This is a genomic window from Pseudomonas koreensis (assembly GCF_025447595.1).
GTDB lineage: Bacteria > Pseudomonadota > Gammaproteobacteria > Pseudomonadales > Pseudomonadaceae > Aquipseudomonas > Aquipseudomonas koreensis_H.
The window spans coordinates 72,172-86,988 of sequence record NZ_JAOEJU010000011.1 but is presented as its reverse complement, the minus strand read 5'-3'; the positions used below and the strand labels follow the sequence as shown (position 1 = coordinate 86,988).

General features: G+C 58.2%; 14 protein-coding genes and 1 other RNA gene. All 15 read left to right on the top strand.

Going from position 1 to position 14,817, the window contains the following annotated elements:
- Positions 1–74 precede the first annotated feature (74 nt).
- Entirely contained in the window at positions 75–899 is an 825-nt protein-coding gene (locus tag N8H71_RS15290) for a (Fe-S)-binding protein (protein WP_262194640.1), read from the top strand.
- Complete coding sequence (locus N8H71_RS15285; RefSeq protein WP_085711865.1) at positions 896–2,350, top strand: LutB/LldF family L-lactate oxidation iron-sulfur protein; 1,455 nt, start codon at positions 896–898, stop codon at positions 2,348–2,350. Before N8H71_RS15290 ends, N8H71_RS15285 begins: the two co-directional genes overlap by 4 nt.
- Complete coding sequence (locus tag N8H71_RS15280) at positions 2,350–3,021, top strand: LutC/YkgG family protein (protein ID WP_085746872.1); 672 nt, start codon at positions 2,350–2,352, stop codon at positions 3,019–3,021. The genes N8H71_RS15285 and N8H71_RS15280 overlap by 1 nt, the downstream gene beginning before the upstream one ends.
- Positions 3,018–5,840: an FAD-binding and (Fe-S)-binding domain-containing protein gene (locus N8H71_RS15275; protein ID WP_262194638.1), complete on the top strand. Its 2,823-nt coding sequence runs from the start codon at positions 3,018–3,020 to the stop codon at positions 5,838–5,840. Before N8H71_RS15280 ends, N8H71_RS15275 begins: the two co-directional genes overlap by 4 nt.
- A gap of 130 nt (positions 5,841–5,970) precedes the next feature.
- Positions 5,971–6,249, top strand: coding sequence for a hypothetical protein (locus tag N8H71_RS15270; RefSeq protein ID WP_262158329.1), 279 nt, complete (start codon positions 5,971–5,973; stop codon positions 6,247–6,249).
- 95 nt (positions 6,250–6,344) lie between these two features.
- Positions 6,345–6,734: a transfer-messenger RNA gene (gene ssrA, locus N8H71_RS15265) on the top strand.
- A gap of 167 nt (positions 6,735–6,901) precedes the next feature.
- On the top strand, positions 6,902–8,152 hold the full coding sequence (locus tag N8H71_RS15260; RefSeq protein WP_262194636.1) for a tyrosine-type recombinase/integrase: 1,251 nt from the start codon (positions 6,902–6,904) through the stop codon (positions 8,150–8,152).
- A 242-nt stretch (positions 8,153–8,394) separates the two neighbouring features.
- Positions 8,395–9,255: a hypothetical protein gene (locus tag N8H71_RS15255; protein ID WP_262194635.1), complete on the top strand. Its 861-nt coding sequence runs from the start codon at positions 8,395–8,397 to the stop codon at positions 9,253–9,255.
- Positions 9,256–9,339: 84 nt separating this feature from the next.
- Entirely contained in the window at positions 9,340–9,588 is a 249-nt protein-coding gene (locus tag N8H71_RS15250) for a helix-turn-helix domain-containing protein (protein WP_262194634.1), read from the top strand.
- Positions 9,585–9,854: a helix-turn-helix transcriptional regulator gene (locus tag N8H71_RS15245; RefSeq protein WP_262194633.1), complete on the top strand. Its 270-nt coding sequence runs from the start codon at positions 9,585–9,587 to the stop codon at positions 9,852–9,854. Before N8H71_RS15250 ends, N8H71_RS15245 begins: the two co-directional genes overlap by 4 nt.
- The gene (locus N8H71_RS15240) at positions 9,851–10,459 is read left to right on the top strand and encodes a hypothetical protein (protein ID WP_262194632.1); all 609 of its coding nucleotides are present in this window, start codon (positions 9,851–9,853) and stop codon (positions 10,457–10,459) included. Before N8H71_RS15245 ends, N8H71_RS15240 begins: the two co-directional genes overlap by 4 nt.
- Complete coding sequence (locus N8H71_RS15235; RefSeq protein WP_262194631.1) at positions 10,456–10,761, top strand: hypothetical protein; 306 nt, start codon at positions 10,456–10,458, stop codon at positions 10,759–10,761. Before N8H71_RS15240 ends, N8H71_RS15235 begins: the two co-directional genes overlap by 4 nt.
- 530 nt (positions 10,762–11,291) lie before the next feature.
- Positions 11,292–11,576 carry a hypothetical protein gene (locus N8H71_RS15230; protein ID WP_207867126.1) on the top strand — a complete coding sequence of 95 codons (285 nt, stop codon included), beginning with the start codon at positions 11,292–11,294 and terminating at the stop codon, positions 11,574–11,576.
- Positions 11,573–11,845, top strand: a complete 273-nt coding sequence (locus N8H71_RS15225; protein WP_207867125.1) for a DUF3077 domain-containing protein — start codon at positions 11,573–11,575, stop codon at positions 11,843–11,845. Before N8H71_RS15230 ends, N8H71_RS15225 begins: the two co-directional genes overlap by 4 nt.
- Positions 11,842–14,724, top strand: coding sequence for a DUF927 domain-containing protein (locus N8H71_RS15220; RefSeq protein ID WP_262194630.1), 2,883 nt, complete (start codon positions 11,842–11,844; stop codon positions 14,722–14,724). Before N8H71_RS15225 ends, N8H71_RS15220 begins: the two co-directional genes overlap by 4 nt.
- Positions 14,725–14,817: the final 93 nt, after the last annotated feature.

Sequence of the window (14,817 nt, the reverse complement as noted above, 5' to 3'; positions counted from 1 at the left end):
CTGCTGAAAGCAACGCGCTCTATATTCGGCAGCCTCAACAGACGGATAACCGGGCCCACCCGGAGACACGCCTGATGAGCGAGCTTTTTTACAACGCTGTGCCCAACGCCACTCGCGTCGCACCGCCACTGCCCGAACCCCGGCAATACCCCGGCGAGAAACCGTCGCGGGTCTACCTGTTCGGCACGTGCGTGGTCGACCTGTTCTACCCGGAAGCCGGGATGGACGCGATCCACTTGCTGGAACGCGAAGGCATCCGGGTCGACTACCCGCAAGGGCAGAGCTGCTGCGGACAACCGGCCTACACCTCGGGTTACACCGAGCAGGCACGGACGGTAGCGCGCTCGCAACTGGCGCTGTTTGCCGGGGACTATCCGGTGGTGGTGCCGTCGGGTTCCTGCGCCGGGATGATCCGCGAGCATTACGCCGACTTGTTCAAGGACGAGCCGGAAACGTTGAAACAGGTTCAGGCCCTCGCGGCCCGCACCTATGAATTGGCCGAGTTTCTGTTGTTCGTCTGCAAGGTGCAACTCAAGGACAGCGGCGAGCCGGTGAAAGTGGCGCTGCACACCTCGTGTTCGGCGCGACGGGAAATGAACACCCACCTGCACGGCCGCGAGTTGTTGGCGCAGTTGAGCAACGTGGAACGGGTCAACCACGACCATGAAAGCGAATGCTGTGGCTTCGGTGGGACATTCAGCGTCCGTATGCCAGACATTTCCGGCGCGATGGTGGCTGACAAGACCCGGGCGTTGAAGGAATCCGGCGCACATCAGGTACTCGGTGCCGACTGCGGCTGCTTGATGAACATCAACGGCTCGCTGGAAAAACAGAAGGAAGCGCTGCGCGGGCAACACCTGGCGAGCTTCCTCTGGCAACGAACCGGAGGTGCGCGATGAGCACCTCCACGATTATTCCTACGGTTGCCGTAGAAGAAGATTTCCGCACCCGGGCACACAATGCCCTGGGCGATTCGCAGTTACGGAACAACTTCCGCACCGCGATGGATTCACTGATGACCAAGCGGGCAGCGGCTTTCAGCGATGCCCACGAAAGAGAACATCTGCGCGAACTGGGCAATGCGATCCGTGCCCGCGCGCTCTCCAAGTTGCCCGACCTGCTCGAGCAACTGGAACAGAACCTGACCCGCAACGGTGTGACAGTGCACTGGGCGGAAACGGTGGACGAGGCCAATGGCATCGTCCTTTCGATCATCCGCGCTCACGAGGCACGGCAAGTGATCAAGGGCAAATCGATGGTCAGCGAAGAGATGGAGATGAACCATTTCCTCGAGGCTCGGGACATTGAATGTCTGGAGTCCGACATGGGGGAGTACATCGTCCAGCTCGACCACGAGAAGCCTTCACACATAATCATGCCGGCAATCCACAAGAATGCCGGTCAGGTCGCGTCCTTGTTCCACGACAAACTTGGCGTGGAATACACCAAGGACGTTGACCAACTCATTCAGATCGGTCGCAGGGTCCTGCGGCAGAAATTCTTCGAAGCGGACATCGGCGTCTCCGGCGTCAACTTCGCCGTGGCCGAAACCGGCACCCTGCTGCTGGTGGAAAACGAAGGCAACGGCCGCATGACCACCACCGTGCCGCCGGTGCACATCGCCGTCACCGGCATCGAAAAGGTCGTGGAAAACCTGCGCGACGTGGTGCCGCTGCTGTCATTGCTGACCCGCTCGGCGCTGGGCATTCCGATCACCACCTACGTCAACATGATCTCCGGCCCCCGCAAGGAACATGAACTCGACGGCCCGCAGGAAGTGCATCTGGTGTTACTCGACAACGGTCGCAGCCAGGCGTTTGCCGACAGCGAACTGCGTCAGACATTGAACTGCATCCGCTGCGGTGCGTGCATGAATCATTGCCCGGTCTATACCCGCGTCGGCGGTCATACCTATGGCGAGGTTTACCCCGGGCCGATCGGCAAAATCATCACCCCGCACATGGTCGGTCTGGCGAAAGTCCCGGATCACCCGAGTGCGTCTTCGTTGTGCGGCGCCTGCGGTGAAGTGTGTCCGGTAAAAATTCCTATTCCCGCACTGCTGCGCCGCCTACGCGAAGAGAACGTCAAAGCCCCCGACAGTCCTCATCAAGTGATGCGCGGCCAGGGCAGCAAGTATTCGCGAAAGGAACGCTTCATCTGGAACGCCTGGGCGAAGCTCAACAGCTCGCCGACTCTGTATCGGCTGTTTGCGTTTTTCGCCACACGCCTGCGCGCATTGGCGCCGAACAATGTCGGCCCCTGGACGCAGAATCACAGCGCGCCGAAACCCGCCGCCCGCTCATTGCATGACATGGCTCGCGAACACCTGGCCAAACAAGGAGACCGTTGATGAGCGCCAAGCAAAACATCCTCGGCAAGTTAAGGAAAAGCCTGACCGGCACCACACCGATTGCCGACAACTTCGACGTCGATCTGGTGACCCAGCCTTACACCTACAGCGCCGAACAACGCATCCCGCAACTGCGCAAACTGATGGAAGCGGTGCACACCGAAATCCACCTGACTTCCGCTGAAGCGTGGCCGGCGCTGCTGGCGCAATTACTGCGCGACCGTCAGTTGCCAAGCCTGTTGATCGCACCGACTACGCCTCACGGGCAGCGCATCACACAACACTGGGCGAACAATCCTGATCTGCCGGCGCTGAAGTCCTACGATCGGCCGATGGAGGAATGGAAAGCCGAGTTGTTCAACGACACCCCGGCCAGCCTCACCGGCACCCTCGGCGCCATTGCCGCCACCGGCAGCCTGATTCTGTGGCCGACCCGCGAAGAACCACGGCTGATGAGCCTGGTACCGCCGGTGCATTTCGCCCTGCTCAAGGCCAGCCAGATCCGCGACAACTTCTATCAGGTGCAGCAGGAGTTCGAGTGGGCACAAGGCATGCCGACTAATGCATTGCTGGTGTCCGGCCCGTCGAAAACCGCCGACATCGAACAAGTCCTGGCCTACGGCGCCCACGGCCCGAAAGACCTGGTGGTGTTGATCCTGGAGGACCAATGACCTTACCGGCGACTTTCCTGCGCGATGCGCAGCAACTGATTCCTGCCGAACGCCGTTTCGACGATCCGCTGTCGACCCTGGCCTTCGGCACCGACGCCAGCTTCTACCGGTTGATTCCGCAACTGGTGATCCGCGTCGAATCCGAAGATGAAGTGGTGGCACTGCTGAAACTGGCCCAGCGTGATCAGGTCCCGGTGACCTTCCGCGCCGCCGGCACCAGCCTGTCCGGTCAGGCGATCAGCGATTCGGTGCTGATCGTGCTGGGGGATAACTGGAACGCCCGTGAAATTCGAGGGCAAGGTACGCAAATCCGCCTGCAACCGGGCGTGATCGGTGCCCAGGCTAACGCATGGCTCGCGCCATTCGGGCGCAAGATTGGCCCGGATCCGGCCTCGATCAACGCCTGCAAGATCGGCGGCATCGTCGCCAACAACGCCAGCGGCATGTGCTGCGGCACCGCGCAAAACACCTATCACACGCTGGCCGGGATTCGTCTGGTGCTGGCCGACGGCACACGCCTCGATACCGAAGATGCCGCCAGCGTCGCGGCGTTTCGAGTCAGCCACGGTGAATTGCTGGAACGCCTGGCGACTTTGGGCCGCGAGACCCGCGCCAATGCCGAACTCGCCGCGCGAATTCGCCACAAATATCGTCTGAAAAATACCACCGGCCTGTCGCTCAACGCCCTGGTGGATTTCGATGAGCCTGTGGATATCTTGAGCCACTTGCTCGTCGGTTCCGAAGGCACCCTCGGCTTCATCAGCGCGGTGACTTACGACACGGTGATCGACCACCCGAACAAGGCCTCGGCGCTGATCGTATTCCCTGACGTCGAGACCTGCTGCAACGCCGTCACCGTGCTGAAAAGCCAACCGGTGTCCGCCGTGGAACTGCTAGACCGCCGCAGCCTGCGCTCAGTGCAGGACAAACCCGGCATGCCGGATTTCGTACAGCAGCTGTCGAACAATGCCTGCGCGCTCTTGATCGAATCCCGCGCCGCCTCTTCCACTTTGCTGCAGGAACAACTGGCGCAGATCATGGCGTCGCTCAGCGCCTTTCCGGTGGAAAAACAGGTCGACTTCACCGAAGACCCGGTCGAAAACGCCCGCCTCTGGGCGATCCGCAAAGACACCTTCCCCGCCGTCGGCGCCGTGCGCAAGACCGGCACCACGGTGATCATCGAAGACGTGACCTTCCCGGTGGAACAACTGGCGATCGGCGTGAACCGCCTGATCGAGCTGTTCGACAAACATCACTACGACGAAGCGATCCTTTTCGGACACGCACTGGAAGGTAATCTGCACTTCGTCTTCACCCAAGGCTTCAACAGCCCGGAAGAAGTCGCACGCTATCAGGCGTTCATGGACGACGTGGCGCAACTGGTGGCCGTGGAGTTCGGCGGTTCGCTGAAGGCGGAACACGGCACCGGACGCAACATGGCGCCCTTCGTCGAACTGGAATGGGGCAGCGACGCCTATCAGTTGATGTGGCAGCTCAAACGCCTGCTCGACCCCAACGGCATTCTCAATCCGGACGTGGTGCTCAGCGAAGATCCGCAGATCCACCTCAAGCACCTGAAACCGCTGCCGGCGGCTGACGAGATTGTGGATAAATGCATCGAGTGCGGTTTCTGCGAGCCGGTCTGCCCTTCGAAAGGTCTGACCCTGAGCCCGCGCCAGCGCATCGTGATCTGGCGTGACATTCAGGCGCGAAAGCGCGCCGGAATCGACACCACCGAACTGGAAAAAGCCTACGAGTACCAAGGCATCGATACCTGCGCCGCGACCGGTTTGTGTGCGCAACGCTGCCCTGTAGGCATCAACACCGGCGAGCTGGTGAAAAAGCTTCGCGGCCGTCACGCCACGCATACGAAAACCGCCAACTTGATCGAAGGAAATTTCGCCACCACCCTGCAAGGTGCGCGTTTCACCCTGCACGTGGCCAACGGTGCGCGGATGTTGTTGGGGACACCGCGCCTGGCGAAGCTTTCGGCCACCCTTACGCGGCTGTCCAAAGGTCAGGTGCCGCTGTGGACCAACGCGATGCCGCAGCCGGAAAAAGCCATTCGCTTCAGTCCGGCGGTGTCGGACGAACGCCCGCGCGTCGTGTATCTGGCGGCCTGCGTCTCGCGTGTTATGGGGCCGGCGGCGGGCGACAAGGAGCAGATGTCGCTGTACGACAAAACCCGCAGTCTGCTGGAAAAGGCCGGTTATCAGGTGGTGTTCCCGGACAATCTGGACAACCTCTGCTGCGGTCAGCCTTTCGCGTCCAAGGGCTATGCCGAACAGGCCGAGCACAAGCGTCAGGAACTGATCGGCGCATTGCTTCAGGCCAGTCGCGGCGGGCTTGATCCGATCTATTGCGACACCAGCCCTTGCACGCTGCGGCTGGTGCAGGATGTGGGAAATATTCGCCTTGATCTGTATGACCCTGTGCGATTCATCCGTACGCATCTGATGGATCGTCTCGAGTTCACGCCGCAGGAAGCACCGATTGCCGTTCACGTGACCTGCAGCACTCAGCATCTGGGGGAAAGCCAGGCGCTGATCGACCTGGCGCGCAAATGCAGCAAGAACGTGGTGATCCCGGAAGGCATTCACTGCTGCGGTTTCGCTGGTGACAAGGGTTTCACCACGCCGGAGCTCAACAGCCACTCACTGCGAACGCTCAAGGATGCGGTGCAACAATGCAGCGAGGGGATTTCCACCAGCCGTACCTGTGAGATCGGTCTGACGCAACACGGCGGAATCGACTACCACGGTCTGGTGTATCTGGTGGACCGGGTGACCCGCGCCAAAGCCCCCACAACCGCCGTCTGAAGAAAAATAGAACCCTTGCGAGCGACCGCAGTCCACAGAACAGGCCCCGAACAATCGGGGCTTGTCCTCCATTCGGTTGCCCGTCCTGACGGCCAGCGAAGTCTGGATCCCTCAGTTCAAGGAGATTCATATGAAACGTTCTGTACTGTTAGGTCTGTTCGTTACTGCCTCGATGATGGCGTCTGCTTCGTTCGCCGCCGACAAGCCCGCCGATTTGTGCGATGCCAATCTGCAAACCATCAACAACGCCAAGGCGCAGGCAATGGCATCGCCCGATCTGAATCAACGGGTAGAAGCCAGTGTGCAGAAGGCCCAGGCGCTCAAGGCCCAGGGCAAGATCGACGAATGCGTGGCTGAAACCCAGCAAACCATTCTGGAACTCCGCAAAACCAGCGGAACCAACAACTGATCGAAGCTCAGGCCAACCTTCGGGTTGGCCTTGTGAGCCGTTTGGCGTACACTGCGCAGGCTTGTTGCTCACAAGATACACAGAGCACCAGGCTCGGGGCCGTTTAGGATTCGACGCCGGTTGCGAAACTCTAGGTGCATGCCGACTTGGTAACAGAAGTCGTAAATCCACTGTTGCAACTTCTTATAGTTGCCAATGACGACCAATACGGTGCTGCTCTCGCTGCTTAATTGCAGCTGACATGCACTCCTGGTACCTTCGGGTCCAGCAATCATCAGGGGATGTCTGTAAACCCAAAATGATTGTCATATAGAACAGAATCGCCGTGCAGTACGTTGTGGACGAAGCGGCTAAAACTTACACAACTCGCCCAAAGCACCCTGCCCGTCGGGTCGCTGAGGGTTAACTTAATAGACACGGCTACGCATGTAGTACCGACAGCGGAGTACTGGCGGACGGGGGTTCAAATCCCCCCGGCTCCACCAAATAGCGATCTAGACATGTTTCAGACAGTCTACGAAACACCTCAAGAAGCCCGCCTTATGCGGGCTTTCTTGTTTCTGGATATCCATCTCAATCTACCCCTATCCTAAAGCTCCATGTATCCTCACCTGTACCACGGATGAAAATTGAAACTGAGGGGTACATAGCAATGAAACGTAGTGACATCAAGCGTCGCCCCTTGGCTGACACGGTCATAGCGACGCTTGAGCCTGAAATGAAGGAGTACCGCGAACACGATGGCAATAGCCTTTACCTGCGAGTTCGGTCGGACGGCAACAAGTCATGGCAGTTTCGTTATAAAAAGCCGGACGGGAAGTGGTCTTGGTTGGGACTAGGCAGTTATCCGGAGGTAAGCGGTTCTCTAGCCCGACAGAAAGCCGCAGAGCTGCGGGCAGACGCTGCGAATGGAAGCAATCCCATGGCAACCAAGCGCGCCAGAAAAGCAGCAGAGCTCGAAGCCACCAACAGTACATTCGAGCGTCTTGCGCGTGAGTGGTACGCATCTAAACGTAAAAATTGGACTGACGGAACGGCGGTTAGAACCATCGGAGCGTTGGAGCTGCACGTTTTTCCTATCTTCGGTAAACGCATTTACCAAGAAATCCTACCGATGGAATGGATGGAGTTTCTACGCTCGATGGAGCGCAAAGGAATAATCGAGCAAACCAGCCGTGTTCGGGGCATGTGCCGAGAGATATACGACCTCGCTCGTGTGACCGGCAGAGCAACTCATAACCCACTGGAGGGTCTGCACAAATTCCTGCAAACCAAGCCTGTTGAAAACTACGCGCATGTATCCCTAGAAGAGCTGCCTCCCCTTCTAAGAGCAATACGCTCATATCCAAGCGCACCGGACATCCGTATAGGCCTGCACCTTCTATCCATGCTCGCATGTCGCCCCTCTGAACTTCGTGAAGCCAGGTGGACAGAATTCGATTTAGGTAAAGCGCTTTGGACTATACCTTCAGAACGAATGAAGCGTCGGCGTGAACATCTAGTGCCTCTGCCTCATCAAGCGATTGAACAGCTGCTGCTGCTTCAAAACCTCACCGGTCACTATCAGCTTCTTTTCCCAGGGCGCAGCGATTCAACCAAGCCTAGATCTAACACCGTCTTCTTGATGGCGCTGAGGCGCCTCGGTTACGAAGGCAGACAGACAGGCCACGGTTTCCGACATATCGCCAGCACGATCCTCAACGAACATGGTTTTGAAGAAAACCACATCGAGGCTCAGCTTTCTCATGTTAAGGAAGGTGTTGCAGGTGTATATAACAAGGCAATTTACCTGAAATCTCGCACGGCAATGATGCAGTGGTATGCCGATTTTCTGGACAGTCTGGAAAAAGGAAATGTGGTACATGGGCAGTTCGCCAAGGCACCGCAACTACGCGCCCCCTGAATCCATAAAAAACGGTGTTCCGAGTGTTCCATGTGTTCCGCCACTGCTGAAAGCCTTTAATTTCGAGGCTCTCAGCGATGGAACACAAACGGCCTGCAGTTGGAACACATGGGCGATGGAACACAAAAGGTGTTCCAAAATCAGCAACAGCTCGGATCTAAACAGCCCTGGCGGCCCCCAAGCTTCGCCGGGCGCAAATATGCGCATTCTTTCGGTCCCAGCTATGGGGCGAGGGGGTAGGAATGAGTAACAAGTTCTATCTCAATGTACCCATCGATGGCGAAGGGTGGGAACACATCGAGACGCTCCAAAACTTGGCGCTTTACAGCGAGTTTGAAGAGCGCATCGATGACATTGTGAAACTGATAGAAGACAGTGAGCAGCATTGGGCGGCACATCGTAACGACGATGAAGAATGGTCAACAGACGCACTGCGTGTTCTAGGGTCAGTCAGACGACACTCCTACAGCATTCACCAGCGCATTGAGCTGTTTCAGGATGACCTCGCCTACACCATCCGCTGGGTGATCGGAGATCTGTCTGTCCTATCTGTTAGCAACTCCCAATATGTCGCTGCATTGGCAACAGACCATGCATGCCGCGCCTTCGAGGAGCTCGTCCGCTGGCTAAGGGACGTTGACGAAAGCCTGTACGTTGGCGGGCGCTCGAACGTAATTGCAATGTTCAAAGACGACCCACAAAGCTACAAAGCGCTTTTGCGAGAGATACGTTCTGAGCTATTTCCTATCGAAATTGAGACAAGGGAGTCAGTTGCGAATTTGATGGGCACGGCTCGCGAGTACCTCATCCTTGCCAGGATGTATGACTCGCCAGTATTGAGCAGCTGCGAGAGGGCGCGGATCTTTGCCAACGCAAGTAAAGCAGGCAAAAATTCGGGGCTGAGCCGCAATGAAGCCACTCTAGATCGCAATGAAAACATCCGCCGCTATGGCAAACGACTACGCGACAGCGGCAGATCGAAAAAAGAAGCACTGGATATCATTCTGCAAACCGACACCGCTTTAAAGGAACCCGGTACTAGTAGAAAACTTTCCAGAAAGCAGCTCGGCAATATTTTGGTAGAGGCTGGAATTTTTTCGTAGAAAACTGGAAATGAACCACCGTTCATTTCCACCTCCGTATTTAACGTTAGCCCTGTAACTCTCCACGACTACAGGAAACGCTAAATGACTGCCGCAACGCTTCAATCAATCGTCCCGCTCTCCCCCTCTGCAACTGATTTACTCACCCCCGATCAAGTGGCCGCCACTCTGGGACTGTCGCATCGCACGCTCGCCGCCTGGCGCAGTTCGCGCCGTAATCCGCTGCCGTATGTAAAAGTCGGAAGCCGCGTACGTTATCGCCCTAAAGATGTGTCGACGTGGCTGGAAAGCCGCACGCACAGCGCTGCCGTAACTGCGAGGAACGAGAAATGAAAACCTCTCGTCTACACACCTCTGCAAACGACTCTTCGCCAATTGACCCATCACTGACGCTCATCCGAATTGGCGAGGTTATGAGTATCGTCGGTCTCGCCCGCCCGACTATCTACAAGCTGATGAATGAGCCTGAAAGTGGTTTTCCAAAAACCGTAAAGCTCACGAACAGCAATGCTCGCGGCGCCCCGGTCGCCTGGGTTTTGTCCGAAGTCCAAGCGTGGGCACGTGGTCGCATTGAAGCCCGTGATGAGGTGGCCGCATGAAGCGTAATTACTGCCCATTCAAAGGGCCCTTCCACGACTCCTACAGCGTCGGCTTTCAGCTCTACGATCAAGGCGGCATCAATTGGCGGCATCGCACCATCGCCGGCGTAAGCTGGAACGGTGAAGAAAAAGAGGCGTTCTTTTTCAATCCTGACGGCCTCGTTTTACCGCTCACTCCCAATGCCTGGGAACTGCCAGAGATCATCCGCAAACACGCTATACGCCGCGAGTTTTCCAGTGTTCATGGCCATGGTCATTTCGCGATGAAAGAAGGCCGCCGTGCTGGGCTAAGTCAATTCGCACTCAACAACTGGGTCACCTACTGGCTGATCGATCAGAAGGACGGCTACTCGAATGACCCTCAAGTCTGGAGCCAGCTCGTTGAAAAGGACATTGAGCAAGAGAAGATCATCAACGAACGGCTCTACGCAGACCTACGCATTACGTCCGATCTCACGCAATACATGGAAACGTGCCTGAACGAAAGGCGCAATGTGCTCGCCGAGCGGCACCGTCGTCGCTGCGCAGAAGACAGCAAGATTGCCGCGTGGCTCAAAGGTGAAACTCCGCCCCCATTGTTTGCGAATGTGCAGGAGGCAGCATGAGCCGATCCGTTGCCACTCAAGCGTTGATGCATCCCTTTTCAGTTCTGCGCCGCATTGGTTTTTCATCCGCCACGATGCAGCGCCTCGAGCGCCATCGCAGCCGACAGGAAAAACAGGGCCGCGTTGTCAGCGTACTTAGCTGGGCCGACGGCACCTGGTGCGCCCTCGCGCTCCACTGCGAAAACATCGGTGCGGTGATCGTCGACGAAGGCCAGCAAACGGAAGCCTACGAAGACGCCCGCTCAATGCTCGATGACGGCTTCCTGCCCCTGCTCAACCTGCGCTGGGAAGCCCACGCCTGAAACGAAAACGCCCCCGGCGGCAACCGGGGGCGTTTGAGATCAATCTTTATGCCCGGTCAATTTATGTCGCATCAAAAAAATGCGCAAGGCTTCGTGCTGGTTGCGCTCGTAAAAACTCGGAGTTATCCTGCCGCCGTCGCTGCAAATTCAGCGACCGGGCGTAGGAACCCGAGAATTAGTAGGCGCATCAGCGCCCAGATCACAACTGCAGGCGTTTTTTTTCGCCCGCAGTATCGTGTTATGGCGGCTGTGTGTGGGCAGGCTTCGGCCTGGCCGGGTGCCTACTATCCCGGTATTCCTACCCCGCGCACAGCTGCCACCCAATCCCGTAGGAAGGACGGTGGCGGCTCCAGTCTGAAAGTAGGAGCCTCACCCATGCACGCCCTCATTCCGTCCAAAAATCGCGCCGCTGCACACCGTGCAATGGCTCTCGCCGCTCTACACGCCAACTCCAGTCTTGCTACTCGTCTCGCACGCTACAACGCACACATGGCCAAAGCTCGCGCTCTCGAAGCCGCAGGCGGTGCCCAATGAATAACGCTCTGAGTTTCGCCCTGCCCGAAGATCTGCTCTGCGTGAATCCAACCGCTGAAGCCGGCGTGCCCATCGATGCTATTACCTGCGCCATCGACCGCGCTGACTCGGTACTCACGCTGCTAGAGGATCACTTCGAAAACGATTCCTCGCGCCTTGCAAATCACGTCATCGCCGCTGTCCTCTGGGACGTGCGTGGCACCCTCGGCCTGATCAAAACGCTGGCCATGCACGGCGACACCACCTCAACACCTGCGGTGCAGAAAGGCGGTGCGCTATGACCACCTCCACCACCCTAGGTCACGCCACCTTTTCCCGCGTTAACACCACTGACCTGAAGCTGTTTCGCGTCAATGCCGGTGTTCCGGTCGAAGACGCACTAGAGATGGTGTCGTTGCTTCAGCATCACGCGAATCAACTCAATTTCGACGCCGCCATGAGTGATAACGGCGAGCGCTTCAGCTGGCCCGCCCTGTACCTGGGCGAGATGGCCAAAGCGCTGATCGACGACATCAACGACGCGCTGTTTCTGCCGAGGGCTGAGCCATGAGTCAGCGATCGAACAACGCTAAACGCCCAAGCTTTGCCGACGTGAAAACCGCCGCGCTGAAAGATATTGAGCGTGTCTTGTCGAACTGGCTGCCCAACGGCAAGCGCGTGGATGGCGGCAAGGAATACACCGCCCCCAATCCAACCCGCAGCGACAAGCGCGCCGGATCGCTCAAGGTAAATTTAAGCAAGGGCACCTGGGCCGACTTCGCCACCGGCGACAAAGGCGGCGACATGATCGATTTGGTGCGCTATCTGGACGGCGGCACCGACGTTGAAGCCTGCCACAAACTAGCGGACTGGCTGAACGTTGCGCCCGGAGCCGCCAAGACCAAGACCATCCCGAGCAAGCCTAAGGCCCCGGCATGGAATGCCATCCAGCCGATCCCCACCGAGGCCATGAAGAAATGCCCCGTAAAGCACCGTGAACACGGCGTGCCCTCCAAGGTGTGGATCTACCGAGACGAGCAGGGGCAACCCCTTATGGCGCTGTATCGCTTTGATCTCGGCCCCGATGAAGACGGCAAGCCGAAGAAAGTCTTCGCGCCCCTCACGTGGTGTCAGCGCGCTGATAGCCAAATAAAGCAATGGCGCTGGCAGGGCCTGCCGGATCCACGACCGCTGCTGCGCCTTGATGAGCTGGCCCAGCGCGCTGACGCACCGGTGGTTCTGTGCGAAGGCGAGAAAGCAGCCGATGCCGCCGCCGACCTGTTGCCGGACTACGTGGCCACCTGCTGGCCGAACGGCTCCAACTCCTGGCACAAAGTCGACCTGACGACGCTCAAGGGACGCGACGTTTTGCTGTGGCCGGACAACGACGACAGCGGTAAAGCCTGCATGGCTACCGTAGCCGAAAAGCTGCGTGAAGTTGGCGCAGCTTCGGTCCGAGTCATCGCGCTGGAGGTGTTCAAACGCAAGCCGACGCTGAAAAACGACCGCGCCGCGTTTACCAAAGGTGGCAAGTGGGACGACGGGGACGATGCTGCCGACGCGCTCGTTAAGGGCTGGACGGCGGCGCACGTCGCGGAGCTGGAGCGCGACGGCAGTCTTTTCGTCTCTCCTACTGATGAATCGTTTGACGAGCCCGCAGAACCGAAAATCGCAGCGAAGCAACCGGCAAAATCAAAAACCGACTTGCTTCCCGCAGGCTTTAGATTGGCCCCCGAAGGCGTGTTCTATACCGGCGATGATGGTGAGTCGCGACCGGTCTGCTCATCCTTAGAGATCCTCGCTCGTACCCGTGACGATAAGGGTCACAACTGGGGATTGCTGGTTGAGTTCGACGACCCAGACGGAGCAAAAAAACGCTGGAATATTCCCGCCCGCAACATGACAGGAGATTTTGGCAAGGATGTTTTAGGGCCACTTGTGGACATGGGATTGCGCTTACCTGGTACTCGATCAGGCCGTAATGCGCGCAACGATCTTCAAAGCTATCTGCAAGGTTTCGACAGCAACGAGCGGGCGCGTTTGGTCACTCGCCTTGGATGGCATGGACCTGCGTACCTGCTGCCTGATCAGCAGATCGGCAACAGTCACGAACACCTGTTTTTCTGCGACTCCGGTGCTCAGCTTCCTCCGATCAGCGAGGCCGGGACGCTGGAGCAATGGCAGCAACAAATCGGAGCGCTGTGCGTTGGCAACCATCGCTTGGCGTTCGTCGTCAGCGTGGCCTTTGCCGGGCCGCTGTTGCACTTGCTGGGTCACGAATCAGGCGGCTTCCACCTTTATGGCGATAGCTCCGGCGGTAAGACGACACACCTGCAAGTCGCCGCGTCGATTTACGGCGGGCCTCGACTGGTCCGGTCATGGCGTTCGACAGATAACGCTTTGGAGTCCATTGCCGCTGCGCACTCAGACGGCGTACTGGTACTCGACGAAATCGGTATGTGCGATCCGCGCATCATCGGAGAAACGGTGTACATGCTCGGCAATGGCACGGGCAAGGCTCGCGCTAATGACAGAGGACAAGCTGGCCGACAGGTGCAGGAATGGCGGTTGTTATTCCTCTCGACCGGTGAGAAGACGCTCGCGCAGCACATGGCCGACGCCAATAAAGAGCTCAAAGCGGGGATGGAGATCCGAATGCTGGCCGTACCTGCGGACGCGAGCAAAGGCCTGGGAATGTTCGACGTATTGAGCGGTTTCGAAGACGCCGCCGCCCTGTCAGACGCCCTCAAGGCTCGCGTAGCCAAGTACTACGGCACGCCACTGACTGCCTTCCTGTCGGCGCTGTGTAAGCCCGGCGAAATGCTCGGCTGGACAGCCATCTTGCGTCGCACTGTTGAGCGCTTTATCGCCAACGCGCTACCTGCGTCGGCCAGTGGACAAGCACACCGAGCTGCTGCTCGTTTCGGCCTTGCCGCTGCTGCTGGTGAGCTGGCGACAGCACTGGGCGTGACCGGCTGGCCGGAAGGCACCGCCACCACAGCAGCTCAGGTTTGCCTGAACGCTTGGCTCGAAGAACGAGGTGGCGCCGGGAACATGGAAGGTGACGCCATCGTGAGCCGACTGCAACAGGTCATTGAGCGATTCGGTGAAAGCCGCTTCACCCGCTGGGACGGGCTCGCGGCCAAAACCGACGATCACGCTCCACGAACCGCCGACCGACTCGGCTTCCGGCGAACGGTTGAACACGGTATGGGCGACGGTGTTTACACGCTTGTTACCTACTACTTCCTACCAACCGCGTGGAGAGCGGAAGTTTTCAAGGGCATGAGCCTCACCTTGGTCAATCGTGAACTGATCGAACGCGGAATTTTGGAAGCCAGTGCAGAAGGCCGTGCTGCGCAGTCTGTGCGGCTTCCCGGCTTGGCCAAAACTAGAGCCTACGTGGTACATGCCAACGCTCTCCTCTCCTCTGAAACCGAAGCCGCTTGAGGCTGAGGCATCACGAGGGAGAGCCGGCCGCTATGGGTCTGGCCCGCCCAAACCAAACCGAACGAACCATCAATTTAAGATACGGAAATTTTC